Raw genomic sequence first — 15,767 nt, forward strand, 5'->3', positions numbered from 1 at the left:
CCAACCCGAAATCACCCGGCCGGTGAATAATCCGGGTTAGGTCGTAAACTCATAAACTGACTTGCGGGAAGACCGCTGGGTTGATTCAAGGCTTCAGGAGGGAGCTTTGGATGACACGACGACGTTACGAACTGACGGACGGGGAATGGTCGATCATTCAGCCATTGCTGCCGAACAAGCCGCGCGGTGTTCCGCGTGTTGATGACCGGCGCGTGCTGAACGGTATTCTCTGGCGGTTCCGAACAGGCTCACCGTGGGCAGAGATACCAGAGCGCTACGGCCCATCCACGACCTGCTACAATCGGTTCGTCCGCTGGCGCCAAGCCGGGGTGTGGGACCGACTTCTGGCGGCGGTTTCGGCCGCTTTCGAAGGCGAGATCGTGATGATCGACTCCACCTGCGTCCGCGTCCACCAACACGGTGCGACGGGTAAAAAAGGGGGCCCGGAGATCGCGGCATGGGACGTTCCCGAGGCGGCCTCACGAGCAAGATCCATGCCCTCGTTGACGCTGATGGTCGTCCCGTCGCGCTGCGTCTGACTGGCGGTCAGGTCCACGACAGCCAGGAGGCCGAAGCCCTGCTCGACGCCATGCCGCAGGGTGCCACCCTGTTGGCCGACAAGGGCTACGACAGCAACGCCATCCGAACAACCGCTGCCAGCAAGAATGCCTGGGCCAACATCCCGGCGCGCTCCAACCGCAAGCAGCGCTTCGCCTTCTCAGCGAAACCTCGTCGAGCGCTTCTTCAACCGTATCAAGCACTTCCGAGGCATCGCAACCCGCTATGACAAGCGCCCGGAAAACTACCTCGCCGCCGTCAAACTCATCTGCGCTCGCATCTGGTGTGCCGCATAATGAGTCTACGACCTAGTGTCGCATTTGGTTGCCCAGAAACGAACGGGTGCAGGGTCCGCGACCCTGCCCGCCGGAGGCCCTCTTACTTCAACACCTCCCGCACCGAGCGTTGGAAGAACTCCAGCTTTTCCACCACCCGGCCGGCGGCGTCGCGGCGGAATTCCACTTCGTGCATCTCGCTGCCGTCGGGGGCGATGCGGCGGAAGCGGTCGGGGGCGGTGGGTTTCAGGAAGGAGAGGTGGCGGGCCGGTTCGGGATCGGGGAGGGAGAGGGTGACGAGGCCGCCGTTCCAGGGGAGGATGATGGTTTCATTGTCCCACGTGCCGGTGGTGTAGCGGCCGGCATAGTCTTCCAGCGGCAGGGTGACGGGGGCGGGGGATTTGAAGCTGTGGCTGCGGCGGGCGTCGAGCAGCTTGTGCACCTGGACGGTGTCGCCCCACACTTCGTGATTGTCGGTGGTCATCACCGCCACGGCGTTTTCGCTGTCGGGCCGGATCAGGATGGTGGTGTGGTAACCGGGGCAGCTGCCGTCGTGGCCGATATAATGGCCATCGTCGGCGTCTTCGTTGAAGAAGCCCAGGCCCCAGCTGCCGCCGTTCATCTTGTCGACGAACTGGATGCGCTGCATTTCCCTGAGGGTGCTGGGTTTGAGGACGCCGGGCGTGGCGGGCGCCGTTTCCTGTGCCAGCAGGCCGATCTGCCACAGGCCGAAGCGCACCAGGTCTTCCGCGGTGCTGGTGAAGCCGGCGGCGGGGGTGATGGCCCTGGCATCACAGCGGTTGAGCAGCATGCGGCTGCCGTCGCGCTTCAGCGGGCTCCAGCCCACCGCCATGCGGGTGCCGATCAGGGCTTGAGGGTGGAACGGCCGCGTGTCGTTGAGGCCGAGGGGCTGGAGGATGCTGCTGGTCACCAGCCCGGCATAATCGCGGCCGGCCACGGCGGCTGCGGCTTCGCCGGCCAGGGTGACGCCGATGTTGCTGTATTGATAGACGCGGCCGGCCGGATAGAGCGCGCTGTGCTGGCCCATTTCGGCCTGCAGATGCTCCCGGGTGGGGAAGGGGAAATCGGGCGGCGTCCAGTTGCCGGTATCACTGTCCCGCTGCACGCCGGCCGAATGGGTGAGCAGGCCGCGCAGGGTGACGGGGATGGAATCGCGGCCATCGGGCTTGTGGGCGGCCCAGGGCAGATAGGTGGTGACGGGCTCGTCCAGCCGCAGCTTGCCGGCCTCCCACTGCTGCATCACGGCCACCGCGGTGAACAGCTTGGAGATGGAGCAGATGCTATAGATGGTGTCGCCGCGCGCCGGCACCTTCTTCGCGGCATCGACATGGCCATAGCCCCTGGACCAGACCAGCCTGTCCTTGTGGCCGATGGCGATGCTGTAGGCCGGCCAGCGGCCATAGACCTGCGCGGCATCGGCCCAGGCATCGATCAGGCGGATGGCTTCGGCGGTGGCGGGATCGGCAGCCGGCTGTGCGCTGGCCGTGGTGGACAGCAGCGCCAGGGCAGCCGCCAGCTTTGGGGCAAGCCGCATCACTCCGCCGCTTCCAGCATCCGGGCCGGCGCGGTGGCGCGCGTGAGGGTCAGCTCATTGTCCACCGGGCCATCGAGCAGTTCGGCCCGGTCATATCTGTAATTGGCCGTCACCATCCAGGGCGCGCGGTTGCCGGATCGGGGCAGGGCATCGGCGCCGCGCTGGACATAGCCGGAGGCCAGATCCATCGCCAGCCGTTCCGGCACCACATCGGCGGCCGGGGTGGGCGTGGCAATCTCGGCGCCCTTGGCGTCCATATGGTTGATCAGCCGGCAGACATAATCGGCGATCAGATCAGACCGCAGGGTCCAGCTGGCGTTGATATAGCCAAAGCTCTGGAATATGTTGGGAATGCCGGAATACATCATGCCCTTGTACGCCAGGCTGTCGGCGGTGCGGCGGGGGATGCCATCCACCCGCACCTGCATCCCGCCCAGCGCCTCCAGCTTCAGGCCGGTGGCCGTCACGATGATGTCGGCGGCCAGCAGTTCACCGGATTTGAGGCGGATGCCACCGGCTTCGAACCGCTCGATCTGGTCGGTCACGATGCTGGCGCGGCCGGCGGTGATGGCGCTGAACAGATCGGCATCGGGCACCAGGCACAGCCGCTGATCCCACGGGTTGTAGCCGGGGGTGAAATGGGTTTCGAGGTCGTAATCGGCCGGCAGCAGCTTGGCCAGCCGCTTCAGCAGCGTCTCGCGCACCTTGCCGGGGTTTTCGCGGGTCTGCTTGTAGAACCACTGGCCGAAGGTGACATTCTTCCAGCGCACGATGTCATACGCCATCTGCGCCGGCAACACCGCCTTCAAGACATTGGCAATCGCGTCGGACGAGGGGCGGGAGACCATCCAGGTCGGCGTGCGCTGCAGCATGGTGACATGCGCGGCCTGCTTGGCCATTTCCGGCACCAGCGTGACAGCGGCGGCGCCCGAACCGATGATGACGACGCGCTTGCCGGCATAATTCAGGTCTTCGGGCCAGAATTGCGGGTGGATGATCTGGCCGGCGAAATCCGCCTCTCCGTCCCAGCGCGGGCGGTGGCCTTCGCCATAGTTGTAATAGCCGGAGCACATGTAGAGGAAGCGGGCGGTGAGGGTGGCCGGCTCCTGCGGCGTGTCGGCGGTCACGGTCCAGCGGGCGGTTTCGCTGTCCCACGCGGCGTCCGTCACCTTGTGGTTGAAGCGGATGTGGGGCGTGATGCCATGCTCTTCGGCCGTTTCGCGGATATAGGCGCGGATCGACGGGCCCTCGGCAATCGCTTTCGCTGCCTTCCACGGCTTGAAGCGATAGCCCAGCGTGTACATGTCTGAATCAGACCGGATGCCGGGATAGCGGAACAGATCCCAGGTGCCGCCAATGGCGCCGCGCCCTTCCAGGATGGCCCAGCGCTTGGACGGGCACTGCTGCTTCAGCTGCACGGCGGCGCCAATGCCCGACAGGCCGGCTCCGACAATCAGCACATCCACATCAACGTCGGCCATGATCAACTCCCCGCTTTACGCAAACGTAAAGTGGCGGTGCCGGCGCTGCAATGGGGCAAAAGCGTCAGGATCAGCGGCGCGGGGCGCCGGGCGTTGTTGCTGCTACCGGCGCGGGGCGCCAGGGAGGGGCGGCAGCGGCCGCGGCCGGTCCTTGCGCGGCATCTGCGCCTGATAGGCCACCAGGCAATGCTCCCCGCAATAGGGGAAGCCCGGCTGCACCGGCTTGCCGCAGAAGTGGAAATCAGGCTCGCCCGGATGGCCGATCGGCCACTTGCACACCTTGTCGTTGAGATCGAGCAGGGTGGTGCGGGTCTGCTTGCCGCCCTTCACTGGCTTGGCCGGCGCCTTGGCCACCACGGGGGCGGGGGGCGGCTGCGGCGCCGGGATCGGGGCTTCCGCGCGCGGGGCGGGCGGCGGCGCGGATGGTTCGGCGGCCTTGGGCGCTGGCGGCGGAGCCGGTGCCGGACGCGGCGCGGCCTCCTCGGCGGCGGCCTTCACCGGCGACGGCCGGCTTTCCAGCCCCAGCCGGTGCGCCTTGCCGATCACGGCGTTGCGGGTCACGCCTTCACCCAGCATCTCGGCAATCTGGGTCGCGGTCATGCCGCCTTCCCAGCCCTGCTTCAGCTTGGCGATACGCTCTTCGGTCCAGGCCATGGATTATCTTTGCCTCACAAAAGCCGCCAGCCTCTTGGCAGGGGGCACGTTCAACCGTAAGCCCCTAACCATGATGCACGCGGATAACAAGCTGCCTCCCTTCCGGGAACCCGGAGTGCCGGTCATCGCCCGGCTGAACGGGGAGGGGTTGAAGACCCTTTATCTGAAAGAAGTGCGCCGGTTTTTCAAGGTGCAGCTGCAAACGATCTGGGCCCCGGCGATGACGACGCTGCTGTTCCTGATCATCTTTGCCGTGGCACTGGGCCGCAACAACACTTTGATCCTGGGCGTGCCCTATGCCGATTTCCTTGGCCCCGGCCTGATCGTCATGGGCATGATCCAGAACAGCTTTGCCAACACCTCGTCGTCCATCCTGGTGGCCAAGGTGCAGGGCTCGATCATCGATGTGTTGATGCCGCCGCTGTCGGCCGGTGAGCTCATGCTGGCCTGGGTCGGCGGTGCGCTCACCCGTGCATGGCTGGTCGGCTTTGCGGTGTGGACGGCGATGGCGCTTGCCCCCGGCGTTGATGTGCCGATCAGGGATCCGCTGCTGGTCTTCTATTTCGGCACCATGGGCTCGGTGCTGCTGGCGCTGCTGGGCATTCTCACCGGCGTCTGGTCCGACAAGTTTGATCATGCTGCGGCGGTCACCAACTTCGTCATCCAGCCGCTCACCCTGTTGTCCGGCACCTTCTATGTCATCGATCGCGTCAACCCGCTGATGGCGACGCTCAGCCACGCCAACCCCTTCTTCTATGTCATCGATGGCTTCCGCTCCGGCTTCATCGGGAACAGCGATGGGCTGCTGCTGCAGGGGGCGCTGGTGCTGGCGCTGGTGAATGCCGTGCTGTGGGTGGTTTGTTACAAAGTGTTGAAATCAGGCTGGAAATTGCGCGCCTGACCGGTTCGGCATGCGGCAACGACGTATTTGCAGCCTGCACAACAAGCGACTAACCGTGCGACGCATTTTGGCGCGGGGGATTTCCGCCGCGACAACGTAGGTCTGGGCAGACATGATCATGATCACCACTCACCCATTTGGCCGCCTGGCCGGCCTTGGCGCGGCTTCCCTGTTGCTGTTTGCCTGCACCAGCAGCGGCGGCGATGACAAGGCAGGCCCCGGCGCTGGCATGAAGCGCCCGCCGCAACTGGTCGCCGCGCAGACGGCCAGCATGGAAGAATTCGCCCCCACGCTGATCGCGCTGGGCACCGTCACCCCAAGCCAGAGCGTTGCCGTGCGCCCGCGCGCCGATAGCGAGATCATCGGCATCGCCTTCAAGGAAGGGGACAATGTCCGCGCCGGCCAGGTGCTGTTCCGCCTTGATCCGCGCCAGGCCCGCGCTGCCGTCGCCCAGGCCGAAGCCGAGGTGAAGGGCGCCATTGCCGCCGAACGCCGCGCCCGCCTCGACTATGAGCGGGCCGAGGCGCTGGTGGGCAAGGGCTTTGTCTCCACTGCCGCCCGCGATCTGGCACGCGCCAATGCCTCTTCGGCGCGCAGCAACATCGAAACCACCCAGGCCATTCTCGATTCCGCCAGGGTGCAGCTGTCGTTCCTCACCGTCACCGCGCCGATTTCCGGCCGCACCGGCGAACTCGGCTTCCGCCTTGGCGCCAATGTGCGGCAGGGCGATGCCACGGCACTGGTCACCATCAACCAGCTGTCGCCCATCCATGTCCGCTTCCTGGTTCCGGCCGCCAATGTGCAGCAGGCCCGCAGCCTGTTGGCGAGTGGGGGCGGCAAGGTGGTGGCCCGCGATCCGCAAAGCGGCAGCGAAATCGCCAGCGGCCGCCTCGTCTTCCTCGACAACAATGTCGATCCCGGCAACGGCGGCGTTGCGGCCCGCGCCGAATTCCGCAACGAGGGCGATGTGCTGTGGCCGGGCGCCATCGTGAACGTCGAATTCCCGCTGGGCCAACCCCGCCCGCATATCGCCCTGCCCGAAGGCGCCGTGCAGACCGGCCGTGATGCCCCGTTCGTCTGGTCGGTCAGCGCCGGCGGCCCAGGCGGCAAGGGCGCCGGCGGCAAGGGGCCGGGCGGCAAGGTCAAGATGCGTGATGTCGTCGTGGCCGGCCGCATGGGCGGCAAGGTCTATCTCGCCAGCGGCGTGCAGCCCGGCGAACAGATTGTCGTGGATGCGCTCGCCCGGCTCAAGGATGGCGATGCGGTGCGGCTCAAGGGCCCGGGCAAGCCGCAGATGGCCGCCCAGCCGCCCGCCGCCGCCGGGAGCGCCGGCTGATGGGCTTTGTCCGCCTCTGCGTCGAACGGCCGATCGCCACCATCCTGCTCACGCTGGCGGTGGTGTTCGGCGGCTTCTTCGGATACCGCAAGCTGGCGGTGTCGGCCCTGCCCGAGGTGGATCTGCCCACCATCCAGATCGAGGCCAGCCTGCCCGGCGCCAACCCCGGCACCATGGCGGCATCGGTCGCCACGCCGATCGAACGCCAGCTTTCCACCATCGCCGGCATCGAGCAGGTGATTTCCACCAGCAACACCGGCAGCACCCAGATCACCGTGCAGTTCGCGCTGGATCGCGACATTGATTCCGCCGCGCTTGACGTCCAGTCCGTGCTGTCCGCCGTCACCCGCCGGCTGCCGCCGGAAATGCCCAGCCCGCCCAGCTTCCGCAAGATCAACCCGGCCGATCAGCCGGTGCTGATCATGTCCGTCCGCGACAAGACGCGGGCGATGAACGAACTGCAGACGCTGGTCGACACGCTGATGATCCCGCGCCTGTCAACGCTGCCGGGTGCCGGCCAGGTCATCACCTTTGGCGATCGCCGCTTTGCCATCCGCATCCAGTTCAACCCGCAGGCGCTCGCCGCGCGCAACCTCACCGTCGATGATCTCAGGCAGGCGGTGGCGGCGGCCAACAGCAACATCGCGGTGGGCAGCATCACCGGCGGCCCACGCAACTTCACGCTCGATGCCTCCGGCAACATGGAAAAGCCGGCCGATTTCGCCAACATCATCATCGCCACCCGCGCTGGTCTGCCGGTGCGCGTCGGCGATGTCGCCAGCGTCATCAGCAGCTATGAACGGCTGCGCGGCGGCACCAAGTTCAACGGCGAGCAGGCGCTCACCATCGCGGTCTCGCGCCAGCCCGGCGCCAATGTGGTGAAGCTGGTGGACAGCGTGCGCGCCGTCCTGCCCGACATCATCGAGGCGATGCCGCCGTCCGTCACCATCGCCGAAATCGTCGACCGCTCCGAAAGCGTGCGCGAAAGCGTGTTCGATGCCCAGGTCACGCTGGTTGGCACCGCACTGCTGGTGGTGTTCGTCATCTATCTGGTGCTCGGCGATGGGCGTGCCACCGCCATCCCGGCGGTCGTGCTGCCGGTGGCGGCCATCGGCACCTTTGCCGGCATGTATTTCTTCGGCTTCAATCTCGACAATCTTTCGCTTCTGGCGCTCACGCTGGCCACCGGCTTTGTTGTCGATGATGCCATTGTCGTGCTCGAAAACATCGTCCGCCACACCGAAGATGGCGAGGAACCGCGCAGCGCCGCCGTCACCGGTGCCAATGAAATCGCCTTCACCGTGCTGTCCATCTCGGTCAGCCTGGTTGCCGTGTTCATCCCGCTGCTGTTCATGGGCGGCATCATCGGCCGGCTGTTCTTCGAATTCGCCGTGACGATGACGATCGCCATCGGCGTGTCCGCCGTGCTGTCGCTCACCCTCATCCCGATGATCGCGGCGCGCCTGCTGAAATCCGGCCATCACGAACCCGGCCGCCTGGCGCGCATCACCACGGCCGCCTTCGCCCGCCTCACCAGCCGCTATCTCTGGGCCTTCGATTGGACGCTGCAGCATCGCAAGGTGGTCGGCGGCCTCACCATCGCCTCTGTCGTCATTGCCGTCTGGGGGTTCACCGTGGTGCCCAAGGGCTTCTTCCCCACCGAAGACACCGGCTCCATCTTCTTCGGCACCGAAGGTGCGCCCGATATCGGCTTCACCGAAATGCAGAAGAAGCAGGACATCATTGCTGCCATCGTGCGCAAGGATCCGGCGGTGGAACGGGTCAACTCCATCCTGGGCGGGGAGGCCAATCGCGGCCGCATGTTCGCGCCGCTGAAGCCGCGTGACGAGCGGGACAGCATCGAGGTGGTGCAGGCCCGGCTGCGCAAGGCGGTATCCCAGGTCCCCGGTTTCTCGGCCTTCCCCAACGTGCCGCAAAATCTCAATCTCGGCGGCCGCCCTAGCCCGACCAACTATCAATACACGATCTCGGCGGTGGACAAGGAAGCCCTCTATGGTTTCGCGCCCAAGCTGGAACAGGCGATGCGCGCCATTCCCGGCATGGTTGATGTGAACAGCGATTATCAGCGTGGTGGCCGCCAGGCCTTTGTGGAGGTGGACCGCGATGCCGCCGCCCGCCTGGGCGTGCCGGTCGATGCCATCCGCCGCGTGTTGCTCGCCGCCTATGGCAACCAGCAGATCAGCCGCATCTACACCGATGCCGATGATTATCAGGTCATCATGGAAATCGATCCGGCGGCCCAGATGAACCCGGATGCCATCGGCCTGCTCACCGTGCGCGGCAGCAATGCCGGCCTTGTCACCCTGTCCAGCGTCACCCGCATCCGGGTGGAAGGGGCACCGCTCACCATCTCGCACCAAAGCCAGCTGCCCGCCGTCACAATCAGCTTCAACCTTGCTCCCGGCATCGCGCTCAGCCAGGTCAAGCCGCTGATCGAAAAGGCTTCGGCCGAGATCGGTACGCCGATGGGCGTTTCGGGCGCGCTGGGCGGCAATGCCCAGCAGTTCGAAGCCAGCACCAAATCCATGCCGATCCTGTTCCTGGCGGCGATCATCGTCATCTACATCGTGCTGGGCGTGCTCTATGAAAGCTTCGTCCACCCGATCACCATCCTGTCCGGCCTGCCGGCGGCCGGCATCGGTGCAGTGGCCTTCCTGTGGCTGTTCGACATGCCGCTGGATGTGATCGGCATCATCGGCGTCGTGCTGCTCATCGGGATCGTCAAGAAGAACGCCATCATGATGATCGATTTTGCCCTGGCCGGGCAGCGCGAACATGGCTGGACGCCGGCGCACGCCATTCGCGAGGCCGCTGAAAAGCGCTTCCGCCCGATCATGATGACCACCTTTGCCGCCATGGCCGGCGCGGCGCCGCTGGCCTTTGGCCTGGGCGCCGGGGCCGAACTGCGCCAGCCGCTGGGCATTGCCGTGCTGGGCGGCCTCGTCGTCTCCCAGGTGCTCACCCTGTTCATCACGCCGGTGGTCTATCTTGGCATCGAAAGCGTCATGCAGTGGGTGCGCGTCCGCCGCGGCGCGGCCGAAATCAAGGAACTGCCCGGCGCGGCCGCCTTCCGGCCGGAAGCCGCCGAATAACCCATCGGAACGGGCTGCTGAAGCGGCTGTCTGCCGCCAGATTGCTGTCGGTCAGGGTTTCCATGAACGCCACCAGCGCGGCCTTGTCGGCCGCGCTCAGGTTCAGCCGCTGCGGCCCGCCGCCGGGCGCGCGCAACCTGTTGTCCAGCGCCGGGCCGGCCTGCACCCCGCTGTTGTAGAATTCCACCACCTCGGCCAGCGTCGCGAAGCGGCCATCGTGCATGAACGCGCGCGACAGGCCGACGCTCTTGAGGCTGGGGGATTTGAACACGCGGGTTTCGCCGGCATCCAGGCCATTGCTCTGCGAATTGGCCGCCAGCGCAAAGGTGGGCGGCACGTGGCAGGCCGAACAGCCTGCGCCGCCACCGCCCTGGCCGGTCATGAACAATTGCCGGCTGCGGTTTTCCTGATCGGAAAAGCCGGCCAGCGTGGCATTCAGATTGCGGTTAGGCGCGGTGGCGCTGAACACCGTGGCATAGGCCGTGTCCCACCGGCTGCTGCTGCTGATCATTGCGCGCTGGAACTGGGCCAGCGCCTGCGTCAGCCGCGCTTCGGTCACGGTCGGGCTACCAAAGGCGAAGGTGAACAGCTCCTGGTAATAGGCGATGCCCTGCAGCCGGGTGATCAGGGCGTTGATGCCACCCGCCGCGCTGTCCCAGCCCATTTCGATGGGGTTGATGATGGGCTGGCTGGCCTGCGCCTCCACCGATGCGGCGCGGCGGTCCCAGAACATCGTGCCCGGCCGCCAATAGCGGATATTGGCCAGCCGCATTGCGTGGGCAGATGTGAAGGCCGTGCCGGAAAAACCGGTGGAAAAACGGTTGGGATCATCAAAGCTGTTGGCCTGACGATGGCAGGACGCGCAGGAAATGCTGCCATTCACGCTCAACTGCCGGTCATAAAACAACACCCGGCCCAGTGTGGCGATGCGGTTGTTGAGGGCATTCTCGGCCGGCGTGTTGTCCAGCGCGGTCACCGTCGCATCATAATAGGCCGGCAGGTTGGCCGGCGCGTAATCGACCAGATTGGCGAAATCCAGCGCCAGCACCGCCGACACGCTGGCCGGGGTGGCCACGGTGGGAGTTGGCGTTGGCGTTGGTGCCGGGGCAGGGGCTGGTGTTGCGACCGCCGTGGCGCCCGTGGTGCTGCCACCGGATCCGCCGCAGCCGGCCAGCAGCAATGTGGCCGCCAATGCCATGGCGCTTGCCCCGTGTTTCATCGGCCCTCTCCCTTGCAGGCCTTACGCGCCGCAACCGGGCAATCCCCCACCTCAATCTTGCAACAGGCTTGAGGCGCGGCAATTCTGGCGTAACCTGCCCGCAAAGGAGCCACCGCCATGCCCACCGCCGCCGATCATCTCGCCCGCTGGCAGCACTATGTGAAAAACCCCGATCATCAGGCCCTGTGGGACATGCTGCACCCCGATGCCGTGTTCGAAAGCCCGGTGGTCCACACCCCACAGCGCGGCCGTGAGACCGTGTTCAAATATCTCGCCAGCGCCGACAAGGTGCTGGGCGGGGAGGGGTTCCGCTACACCGGCCAATGGCTGAACGACACCAGCGCGATCATCGAATTTGAAAATGTCATCAACGGCATCAAGGTGAACGGCATCGACATGATCAGCTGGAACGATGCCGGCCAGATCGTGCATTTCAAGGTGATGGTCCGCCCGCTGAAGGCTATCCAGATGGTCCACCAGATGATGGGTGAGATGCTTCAGAAAATGGCCAGCCAACCCGCCTAGATCCTCCCCAAACTTGTTTGGGGAGGTGGCGCGCAGCGCCGGAGGGGCAATCCCGCGACAGCGTGTCAACAGGCCAGCCCCGCCCCGGCTCTGCTATTCGCTCCGCCATGCGCCGATTGCTTCTTCTCGCCCTGCCGCTTGCTGCCTGCGCGCCGGAACTGCCGCCCGAACAACTGGCCGCCCGCCGCGCCGAGGCCCTGATGGCCCGCGCCGGCCATGCGGGCACCACGCTGCTGGCCCCCATCGCTGGTCTGGACACGAACGGCCAGCCGGGCGTCTGTGGCCTCATCGAAACCCGCGCCGGCCCGGTGCGCGCCGTGGTTGAACTGGCCACCGGCGCCGTCCGCACCGGTTCACCGGCCAGCCAAGGCGTCAGCCGCCAGGATCTGGGCGAAACCCGCTATTGCGACGACGTGGCCCGCGCCCGTTGGGACCGCATGAAAACCGCCGACCCTGTCGGCCTGATTGCCCGCCTGGGAGCTTAGGCCGAATAGCGCGGCGGCCGCTTCTCGAGGAACGCAGCCAGGCCTTCCTTGAAGTCATCACTCGCCGCCGCCATCAGCTGGTTGCGGTTTTCCATCGCAATGGCGGCCTCAAGGCTGGGTGCGTCGATGGCAAAACCCAGGCCCTCTTTCGTCATCCTGAGGCCAATGGGGGAGGTGGCCAGCATTTCGGCCACCAGCGCCTCGCCTGCGGCCACCAGATCCTCATCTGCGGTCACCTGGCTGACCAATCCGGTCACCAAAGCGCGGTTTGCGTCCACGAAACGCCCGGTCATCATCAGCTCGGCAGCCAGGCTGGCACCGACCAGACGCGGCAGGAAATAGGAGACACCCATGTCGCAGCTGGTCAGCCCCAGCTTGATGAAGGCGGCGTTCATCCGCGCCGACTGCCCGGCGATGCGGATGTCGCTGGCCAGCGCAAAGGCAAAGCCGCCGCCACAGGCCGGCCCGTGCACCAGGCTGACAATCGGCTGCGGGCAGCGGCGCATCTTCACATAGACATCCGCCAGCCAGCCCTGAAAGCCAAAACCGCCACCAAAGGGCGCGATTTCAGAGCCTTGCGCCTTGATGTCGAGCCCCGCACAAAAAGCCCGGCCGGCGCCCTTCATCACGACAATGCGGGTATCAGCGGCATGAAACAGCCCGCCGAAATAATCCGAAAGTTCGGCCACCATCTGGTTGTTGATGCTGTTCAGCTGCTCGGGCCGGTTCAGCGTCAGCCAATCGACCGCGCCCTTCTTCTCGACCTGGATTGTCTCGTATGTCATTGGAAAATCACTTCTTCCGGCTCAGTTCGCGCATGCCGCGGTCCAGCCCTTCCAAGGTCAGTGGGAACATGCGGTTCGTCATGATCTCGCGGATCATCCGGATGGATTGGCCATTGTCCCAATGCTTCTCCGGGATCGGGTTCAGCCAGATCGAGCTGTGATAGATGTCCAGCATCCGGCGCAGCCACACCTCGCCCGGCTCCTCGTTCCAATGCTCGGTGCTGCCGCCGGCATAGCTGATCTCATAGGGGCTCATGGACGCATCGCCGACGAACACCAGCTTGTAATCATGAGGAAATTTGTGGAGCACGTCCATCATCGGCGTGCGTTCCGTCCAGCGGCGCTTGTTGTCCTTCCACACCGCCTCATAGGGGCAGTTGTGGAAATAGAAGAATTCCAGATGCTTGAATTCCGACTTGGCAGCCGAAAACAGCTCCTCGCACAGCTTGATGTGCGGGTCCATCGAACCGCCGATGTCCAGCATTAGCAGCAATTTCACCGCATTGTGCCGTTCCGGCCGCATGACGATATCGAGCCAGCCCTGCTTGGCGGTGCCGCGGATGGTCGAATCCAGGTCCAGTTCGTCGGCCGCGCCCTCGCGGGCAAAGCGGCGCAACCGGCGCAGCGCCACCTTGATGTTGCGGGTGCCCAGCTCAACCGTCGAGTCCAGGTTCTTGAATTCACGCTTGTCCCACACCTTCACCGCGCTCTGTTTGCGCCCGTCCTTCTGGCCGATGCGCACGCCCTCCGGATTTGATCCCTGCGCCCCAAAGGGCGATTTGCCCGCCGTGCCAATCCACTTGTTGCCGCCCTCGTGGCGCTTCTTCTGCTCCTCCAGCCGCTTCTGGAGGGTTTCCATCAGCTTGTCCCAGCCCATCTTCTCGAGCTCGGCCATTTCCTCGGGCGTCAGGTTCAGTTCGGCCAAGGCCTTGAGCCATTCGGCCGGAATCTCCGTTTCACCCGTTTCAAGTGTTGGCTCCAGGCCCTTGAACACCTTGGCAAACACCATGTCGAACCGGTCGAGCAGGCCTTCGTCCTTCACATAGGTGGCGCGGGCGAGATAATAGAAATCGGTGATCGAGAAATCGATCGCATCGCTCTTCAGCGCCTCCAGCAGGATCAGATGCTCCTTCATGGAGGCCGGGATCTTCGCGGCACGCAGCTCTTCGAGAAAGTTCAGGAACATCGGTCAGGGCCTTTCGTTCGGCGACTGTCGCTGCCCGGGGCTGGCAGCGCAATGCGGAAATTTGTCAGCCGGCGCCGGCCTGCCAGCGCGCCAACTGGTCGGCAAAGGCCTGAACAAACGCCGGCCGCGCCTCCGCCCGTGCCACATAGGCGGCCAGCACCGGATAGTCCGGCAGCAACCGCGCTGCCGCCGGCCGCCGCAGCGCACAGACCATCATGATATCGGCCGCGCCGAAGTCACCCACCAGCCATTCAGCCTCGCCCAGGGCGCTCGCCAGATCATCCAGCCGCTGCCGCAGCCGCGCCTCGATCAAGGGCAGGCGTTCGGGCGTCCACGGCCGGTCACCTTCCAGCAGCACCGCGACCTCGCGCTCGACAATCACCGGTTCCACCGTCGCCACTGCGGCAAACATCCAGGCCACGGCGCGCCCGCGCAGCGCCGGTTCCCTTGGCAACAGGCCATGTTGTTCTGCGACATGCAGCACGATGGCGCCGGATTCGAACAGGGTCAGCCCGTCCGTTTCCAGCGTCGGGATCTGGCCAAAGGGCTGGCGCGCCTTGTGGTCCGCTGTCTTCAGCTCTGCGAACGACAACGGCCGCAGGTCATGCGCCACCCCGGCTTCCAGCAGCGCCCAGCGCACCGCCATGTCCCGCGCCAGCCCGCACCCGCCATCGGGGGAGGCAGCAAAGACTGAGATGACCGGCGTCATCCGCGCAGGGCCTTGAGCGTGCGGTTGGGCGGGATCAGCGTGTCGATGCGGCCGCCGGGGTAAAAGGCGCGGATCGGCGCCTGTTCGGGCACGCTGGCGAGTGCGGAGGCCAGCGCTTCGACCGGCCATTGCCCGTCGCCGCTTACCAGCCAGTCAGCGCTCCACGGTTGATACACCGCTACGTCCGGCCCTTCGGAGCCAAAGATGCGGCCGGTGAAGCGGTTGAGATGGCTGGCAAGATAGACCACCAGCGGTGAGACATGGTCCGGCAGATGCCGGTCAAAGCCGTCGGCGCGCGGCATCAGCTGGTCCACGCTTGGGCTGGCCATCACCATGCGGGTGCGGGCGGCCGGCGCGATGGCATTGGCGCGAACGCCCAGGTGCGCAAGCTCCTGCGCTGCCACCACGGTCAGGGCCGCAATCCCCGCCTTGGCCGCGCAATAGGGGCCGCCGTCCGGCATCGGATGCACGCCCACCGGCGATGTGGTGTTGATGATGGCCCGCCCGTCCTGCCGGCCCTGTTTGGCCCACCAGGCAGCCGCGTGGTGGCACACGGCCGTGGTGCCCTTCAGGTGGACGGCGGTTTCCAGATCATAATCGGCCTCCGTCAGGTTGATCAGACTGGCCGGGCGGTTGATGCCGGCGTTGTTGACCACGATGTCCAGACCGCCAAAGGCCGCGATCGCATCATCGATGATGCACCTGGCACCAGCCCAATCCGCCACGCTGGCCCGGTTGGCCACCGCGCGCCCACCAGCAGCGGTGATTTCGGCCACCACGGCGGTGGCGGCGTCCTCCCCATTTTCAGAAGGGGCGCCGCCGGTCACGCTGCCGCCCAGATCGTTCACCACCACCGATGCACCATGGGCGGCCAGGGCCAGGGCATGGCATCGCCCCAGGCCCCGGCCTGCGCCTGTCACAATCGCGACCTTGCCCGCCAGAAGCGCCATGGCCCAAATCTCCCTCATCAATCGCCGCGGGGGAG

General features: G+C 65.7%; 13 protein-coding genes and 1 pseudogene. 6 read left to right on the forward strand and 8 right to left on the reverse strand.

The window, feature by feature from the left end; genetic code table 11:
• Window positions 1-110 precede the first annotated feature (110 nt).
• Window positions 111-854: pseudogene (locus CHU93_RS03450) on the forward strand (IS5 family transposase).
• Window positions 855-936: 82 nt separating this feature from the next.
• Here CHU93_RS03450 and CHU93_RS03455 read toward each other — a convergent pair.
• From CHU93_RS03455 to CHU93_RS03465, 3 genes are all read right to left on the reverse strand, one after another.
• Complete coding sequence (locus tag CHU93_RS03455; RefSeq protein ID WP_094472771.1) at window positions 937-2,388, reverse strand: serine hydrolase domain-containing protein; 1,452 nt, start codon at window positions 2,386-2,388, stop codon at window positions 937-939.
• Window positions 2,388-3,869, reverse strand: coding sequence for a flavin-containing monooxygenase (locus tag CHU93_RS03460; protein WP_094472772.1), 1,482 nt, complete (start codon window positions 3,867-3,869; stop codon window positions 2,388-2,390). The genes CHU93_RS03455 and CHU93_RS03460 overlap by 1 nt, the downstream gene beginning before the upstream one ends.
• Window positions 3,870-3,971: 102 nt before the next feature.
• The gene (locus CHU93_RS03465; RefSeq protein WP_094472773.1) at window positions 3,972-4,523 is read right to left on the reverse strand and encodes a GcrA family cell cycle regulator; all 552 of its coding nucleotides are present in this window, start codon (window positions 4,521-4,523) and stop codon (window positions 3,972-3,974) included.
• 70 nt (window positions 4,524-4,593) lie between these two features.
• Between CHU93_RS03465 and CHU93_RS03470 the strand changes: the two genes are divergently transcribed.
• The 3 genes from CHU93_RS03470 to CHU93_RS03480 all read left to right on the forward strand — a co-directional run bounded on the left by CHU93_RS03470 (window position 4,594) and on the right by CHU93_RS03480 (window position 9,873).
• The gene (locus CHU93_RS03470) at window positions 4,594-5,424 is read left to right on the forward strand and encodes an ABC transporter permease (RefSeq protein ID WP_094472774.1); all 831 of its coding nucleotides are present in this window, start codon (window positions 4,594-4,596) and stop codon (window positions 5,422-5,424) included.
• 112 nt (window positions 5,425-5,536) lie between these two features.
• Window positions 5,537-6,760 carry an efflux RND transporter periplasmic adaptor subunit gene (locus CHU93_RS03475; RefSeq protein ID WP_094472775.1) on the forward strand — a complete coding sequence of 408 codons (1,224 nt, stop codon included), beginning with the start codon at window positions 5,537-5,539 and terminating at the stop codon, window positions 6,758-6,760.
• Complete coding sequence (locus CHU93_RS03480; protein ID WP_094472776.1) at window positions 6,760-9,873, forward strand: efflux RND transporter permease subunit; 3,114 nt, start codon at window positions 6,760-6,762, stop codon at window positions 9,871-9,873. The genes CHU93_RS03475 and CHU93_RS03480 overlap by 1 nt, the downstream gene beginning before the upstream one ends.
• Here CHU93_RS03480 and CHU93_RS03485 read toward each other — a convergent pair.
• Complete coding sequence (locus CHU93_RS03485; protein ID WP_094472777.1) at window positions 9,824-11,092, reverse strand: cytochrome-c peroxidase; 1,269 nt, start codon at window positions 11,090-11,092, stop codon at window positions 9,824-9,826. The two genes, CHU93_RS03480 and CHU93_RS03485, sit on opposite strands and share 50 nt — an antisense overlap.
• 117 nt (window positions 11,093-11,209) lie before the next feature.
• Between CHU93_RS03485 and CHU93_RS03490 the strand changes: the two genes are divergently transcribed.
• The gene (locus CHU93_RS03490) at window positions 11,210-11,617 is read left to right on the forward strand and encodes a nuclear transport factor 2 family protein (protein ID WP_094472778.1); all 408 of its coding nucleotides are present in this window, start codon (window positions 11,210-11,212) and stop codon (window positions 11,615-11,617) included.
• Window positions 11,618-11,724: 107 nt separating this feature from the next.
• Window positions 11,725-12,102, forward strand: a complete 378-nt coding sequence (locus CHU93_RS03495; protein ID WP_094472779.1) for a hypothetical protein — start codon at window positions 11,725-11,727, stop codon at window positions 12,100-12,102.
• Here the strand turns inward: CHU93_RS03495 and CHU93_RS03500 are convergent.
• The 4 genes from CHU93_RS03500 to CHU93_RS03515 all read right to left on the reverse strand — a co-directional run bounded on the left by CHU93_RS03500 (window position 12,099) and on the right by CHU93_RS03515 (window position 15,732).
• A complete protein-coding gene (locus CHU93_RS03500) occupies window positions 12,099-12,887 on the reverse strand; it encodes an enoyl-CoA hydratase/isomerase family protein (protein ID WP_094472780.1) in 789 nt (262 codons plus the stop codon). The two genes, CHU93_RS03495 and CHU93_RS03500, sit on opposite strands and share 4 nt — an antisense overlap.
• Before the next feature lie 7 nt (window positions 12,888-12,894).
• On the reverse strand, window positions 12,895-14,073 hold the full coding sequence (locus tag CHU93_RS03505) for a vWA domain-containing protein (protein ID WP_094472781.1): 1,179 nt from the start codon (window positions 14,071-14,073) through the stop codon (window positions 12,895-12,897).
• A gap of 64 nt (window positions 14,074-14,137) precedes the next feature.
• Window positions 14,138-14,782, reverse strand: coding sequence for a glutathione S-transferase family protein (locus tag CHU93_RS03510; protein ID WP_094472782.1), 645 nt, complete (start codon window positions 14,780-14,782; stop codon window positions 14,138-14,140).
• Window positions 14,779-15,732 (reverse strand): SDR family NAD(P)-dependent oxidoreductase, encoded by a 954-nt coding sequence (locus CHU93_RS03515; protein ID WP_094472783.1) that lies wholly within the window; start codon window positions 15,730-15,732, stop codon window positions 14,779-14,781. Before CHU93_RS03515 ends, CHU93_RS03510 begins: the two co-directional genes overlap by 4 nt.
• Between the last annotated feature and the right edge of the window lie 35 nt (window positions 15,733-15,767).

Source organism: Sandarakinorhabdus cyanobacteriorum, from assembly GCF_002251755.1.
GTDB lineage: Bacteria > Pseudomonadota > Alphaproteobacteria > Sphingomonadales > Sphingomonadaceae > Sandarakinorhabdus > Sandarakinorhabdus cyanobacteriorum.

Bases quoted from the DNA above. Each gene is read 5' to 3' on its own strand.
- CHU93_RS03455 (WP_094472771.1), bottom strand. From the start codon at position 2,388: ATGCGGCTTGCCCCAAAGCTGGCGGCTGCCCTGGCGCTGCTGTCCACC.
- CHU93_RS03460 (WP_094472772.1), bottom strand. From the start codon at position 3,869: ATGGCCGACGTTGATGTGGATGTGCTGATTGTCGGAGCCGGCCTGTCG.
- CHU93_RS03465 (WP_094472773.1), bottom strand. From the start codon at position 4,523: ATGGCCTGGACCGAAGAGCGTATCGCCAAGCTGAAGCAGGGCTGGGAA.
- CHU93_RS03470 (WP_094472774.1), top strand. From the start codon at position 4,594: ATGATGCACGCGGATAACAAGCTGCCTCCCTTCCGGGAACCCGGAGTG.
- CHU93_RS03475 (WP_094472775.1), top strand. From the start codon at position 5,537: ATGATCATGATCACCACTCACCCATTTGGCCGCCTGGCCGGCCTTGGC.
- CHU93_RS03480 (WP_094472776.1), top strand. From the start codon at position 6,760: ATGGGCTTTGTCCGCCTCTGCGTCGAACGGCCGATCGCCACCATCCTG.
- CHU93_RS03485 (WP_094472777.1), bottom strand. From the start codon at position 11,092: ATGAAACACGGGGCAAGCGCCATGGCATTGGCGGCCACATTGCTGCTG.
- CHU93_RS03490 (WP_094472778.1), top strand. From the start codon at position 11,210: ATGCCCACCGCCGCCGATCATCTCGCCCGCTGGCAGCACTATGTGAAA.
- CHU93_RS03495 (WP_094472779.1), top strand. From the start codon at position 11,725: ATGCGCCGATTGCTTCTTCTCGCCCTGCCGCTTGCTGCCTGCGCGCCG.
- CHU93_RS03500 (WP_094472780.1), bottom strand. From the start codon at position 12,887: ATGACATACGAGACAATCCAGGTCGAGAAGAAGGGCGCGGTCGATTGG.
- CHU93_RS03505 (WP_094472781.1), bottom strand. From the start codon at position 14,073: ATGTTCCTGAACTTTCTCGAAGAGCTGCGTGCCGCGAAGATCCCGGCC.
- CHU93_RS03510 (WP_094472782.1), bottom strand. From the start codon at position 14,782: ATGACGCCGGTCATCTCAGTCTTTGCTGCCTCCCCCGATGGCGGGTGC.
- CHU93_RS03515 (WP_094472783.1), bottom strand. From the start codon at position 15,732: ATGGCGCTTCTGGCGGGCAAGGTCGCGATTGTGACAGGCGCAGGCCGG.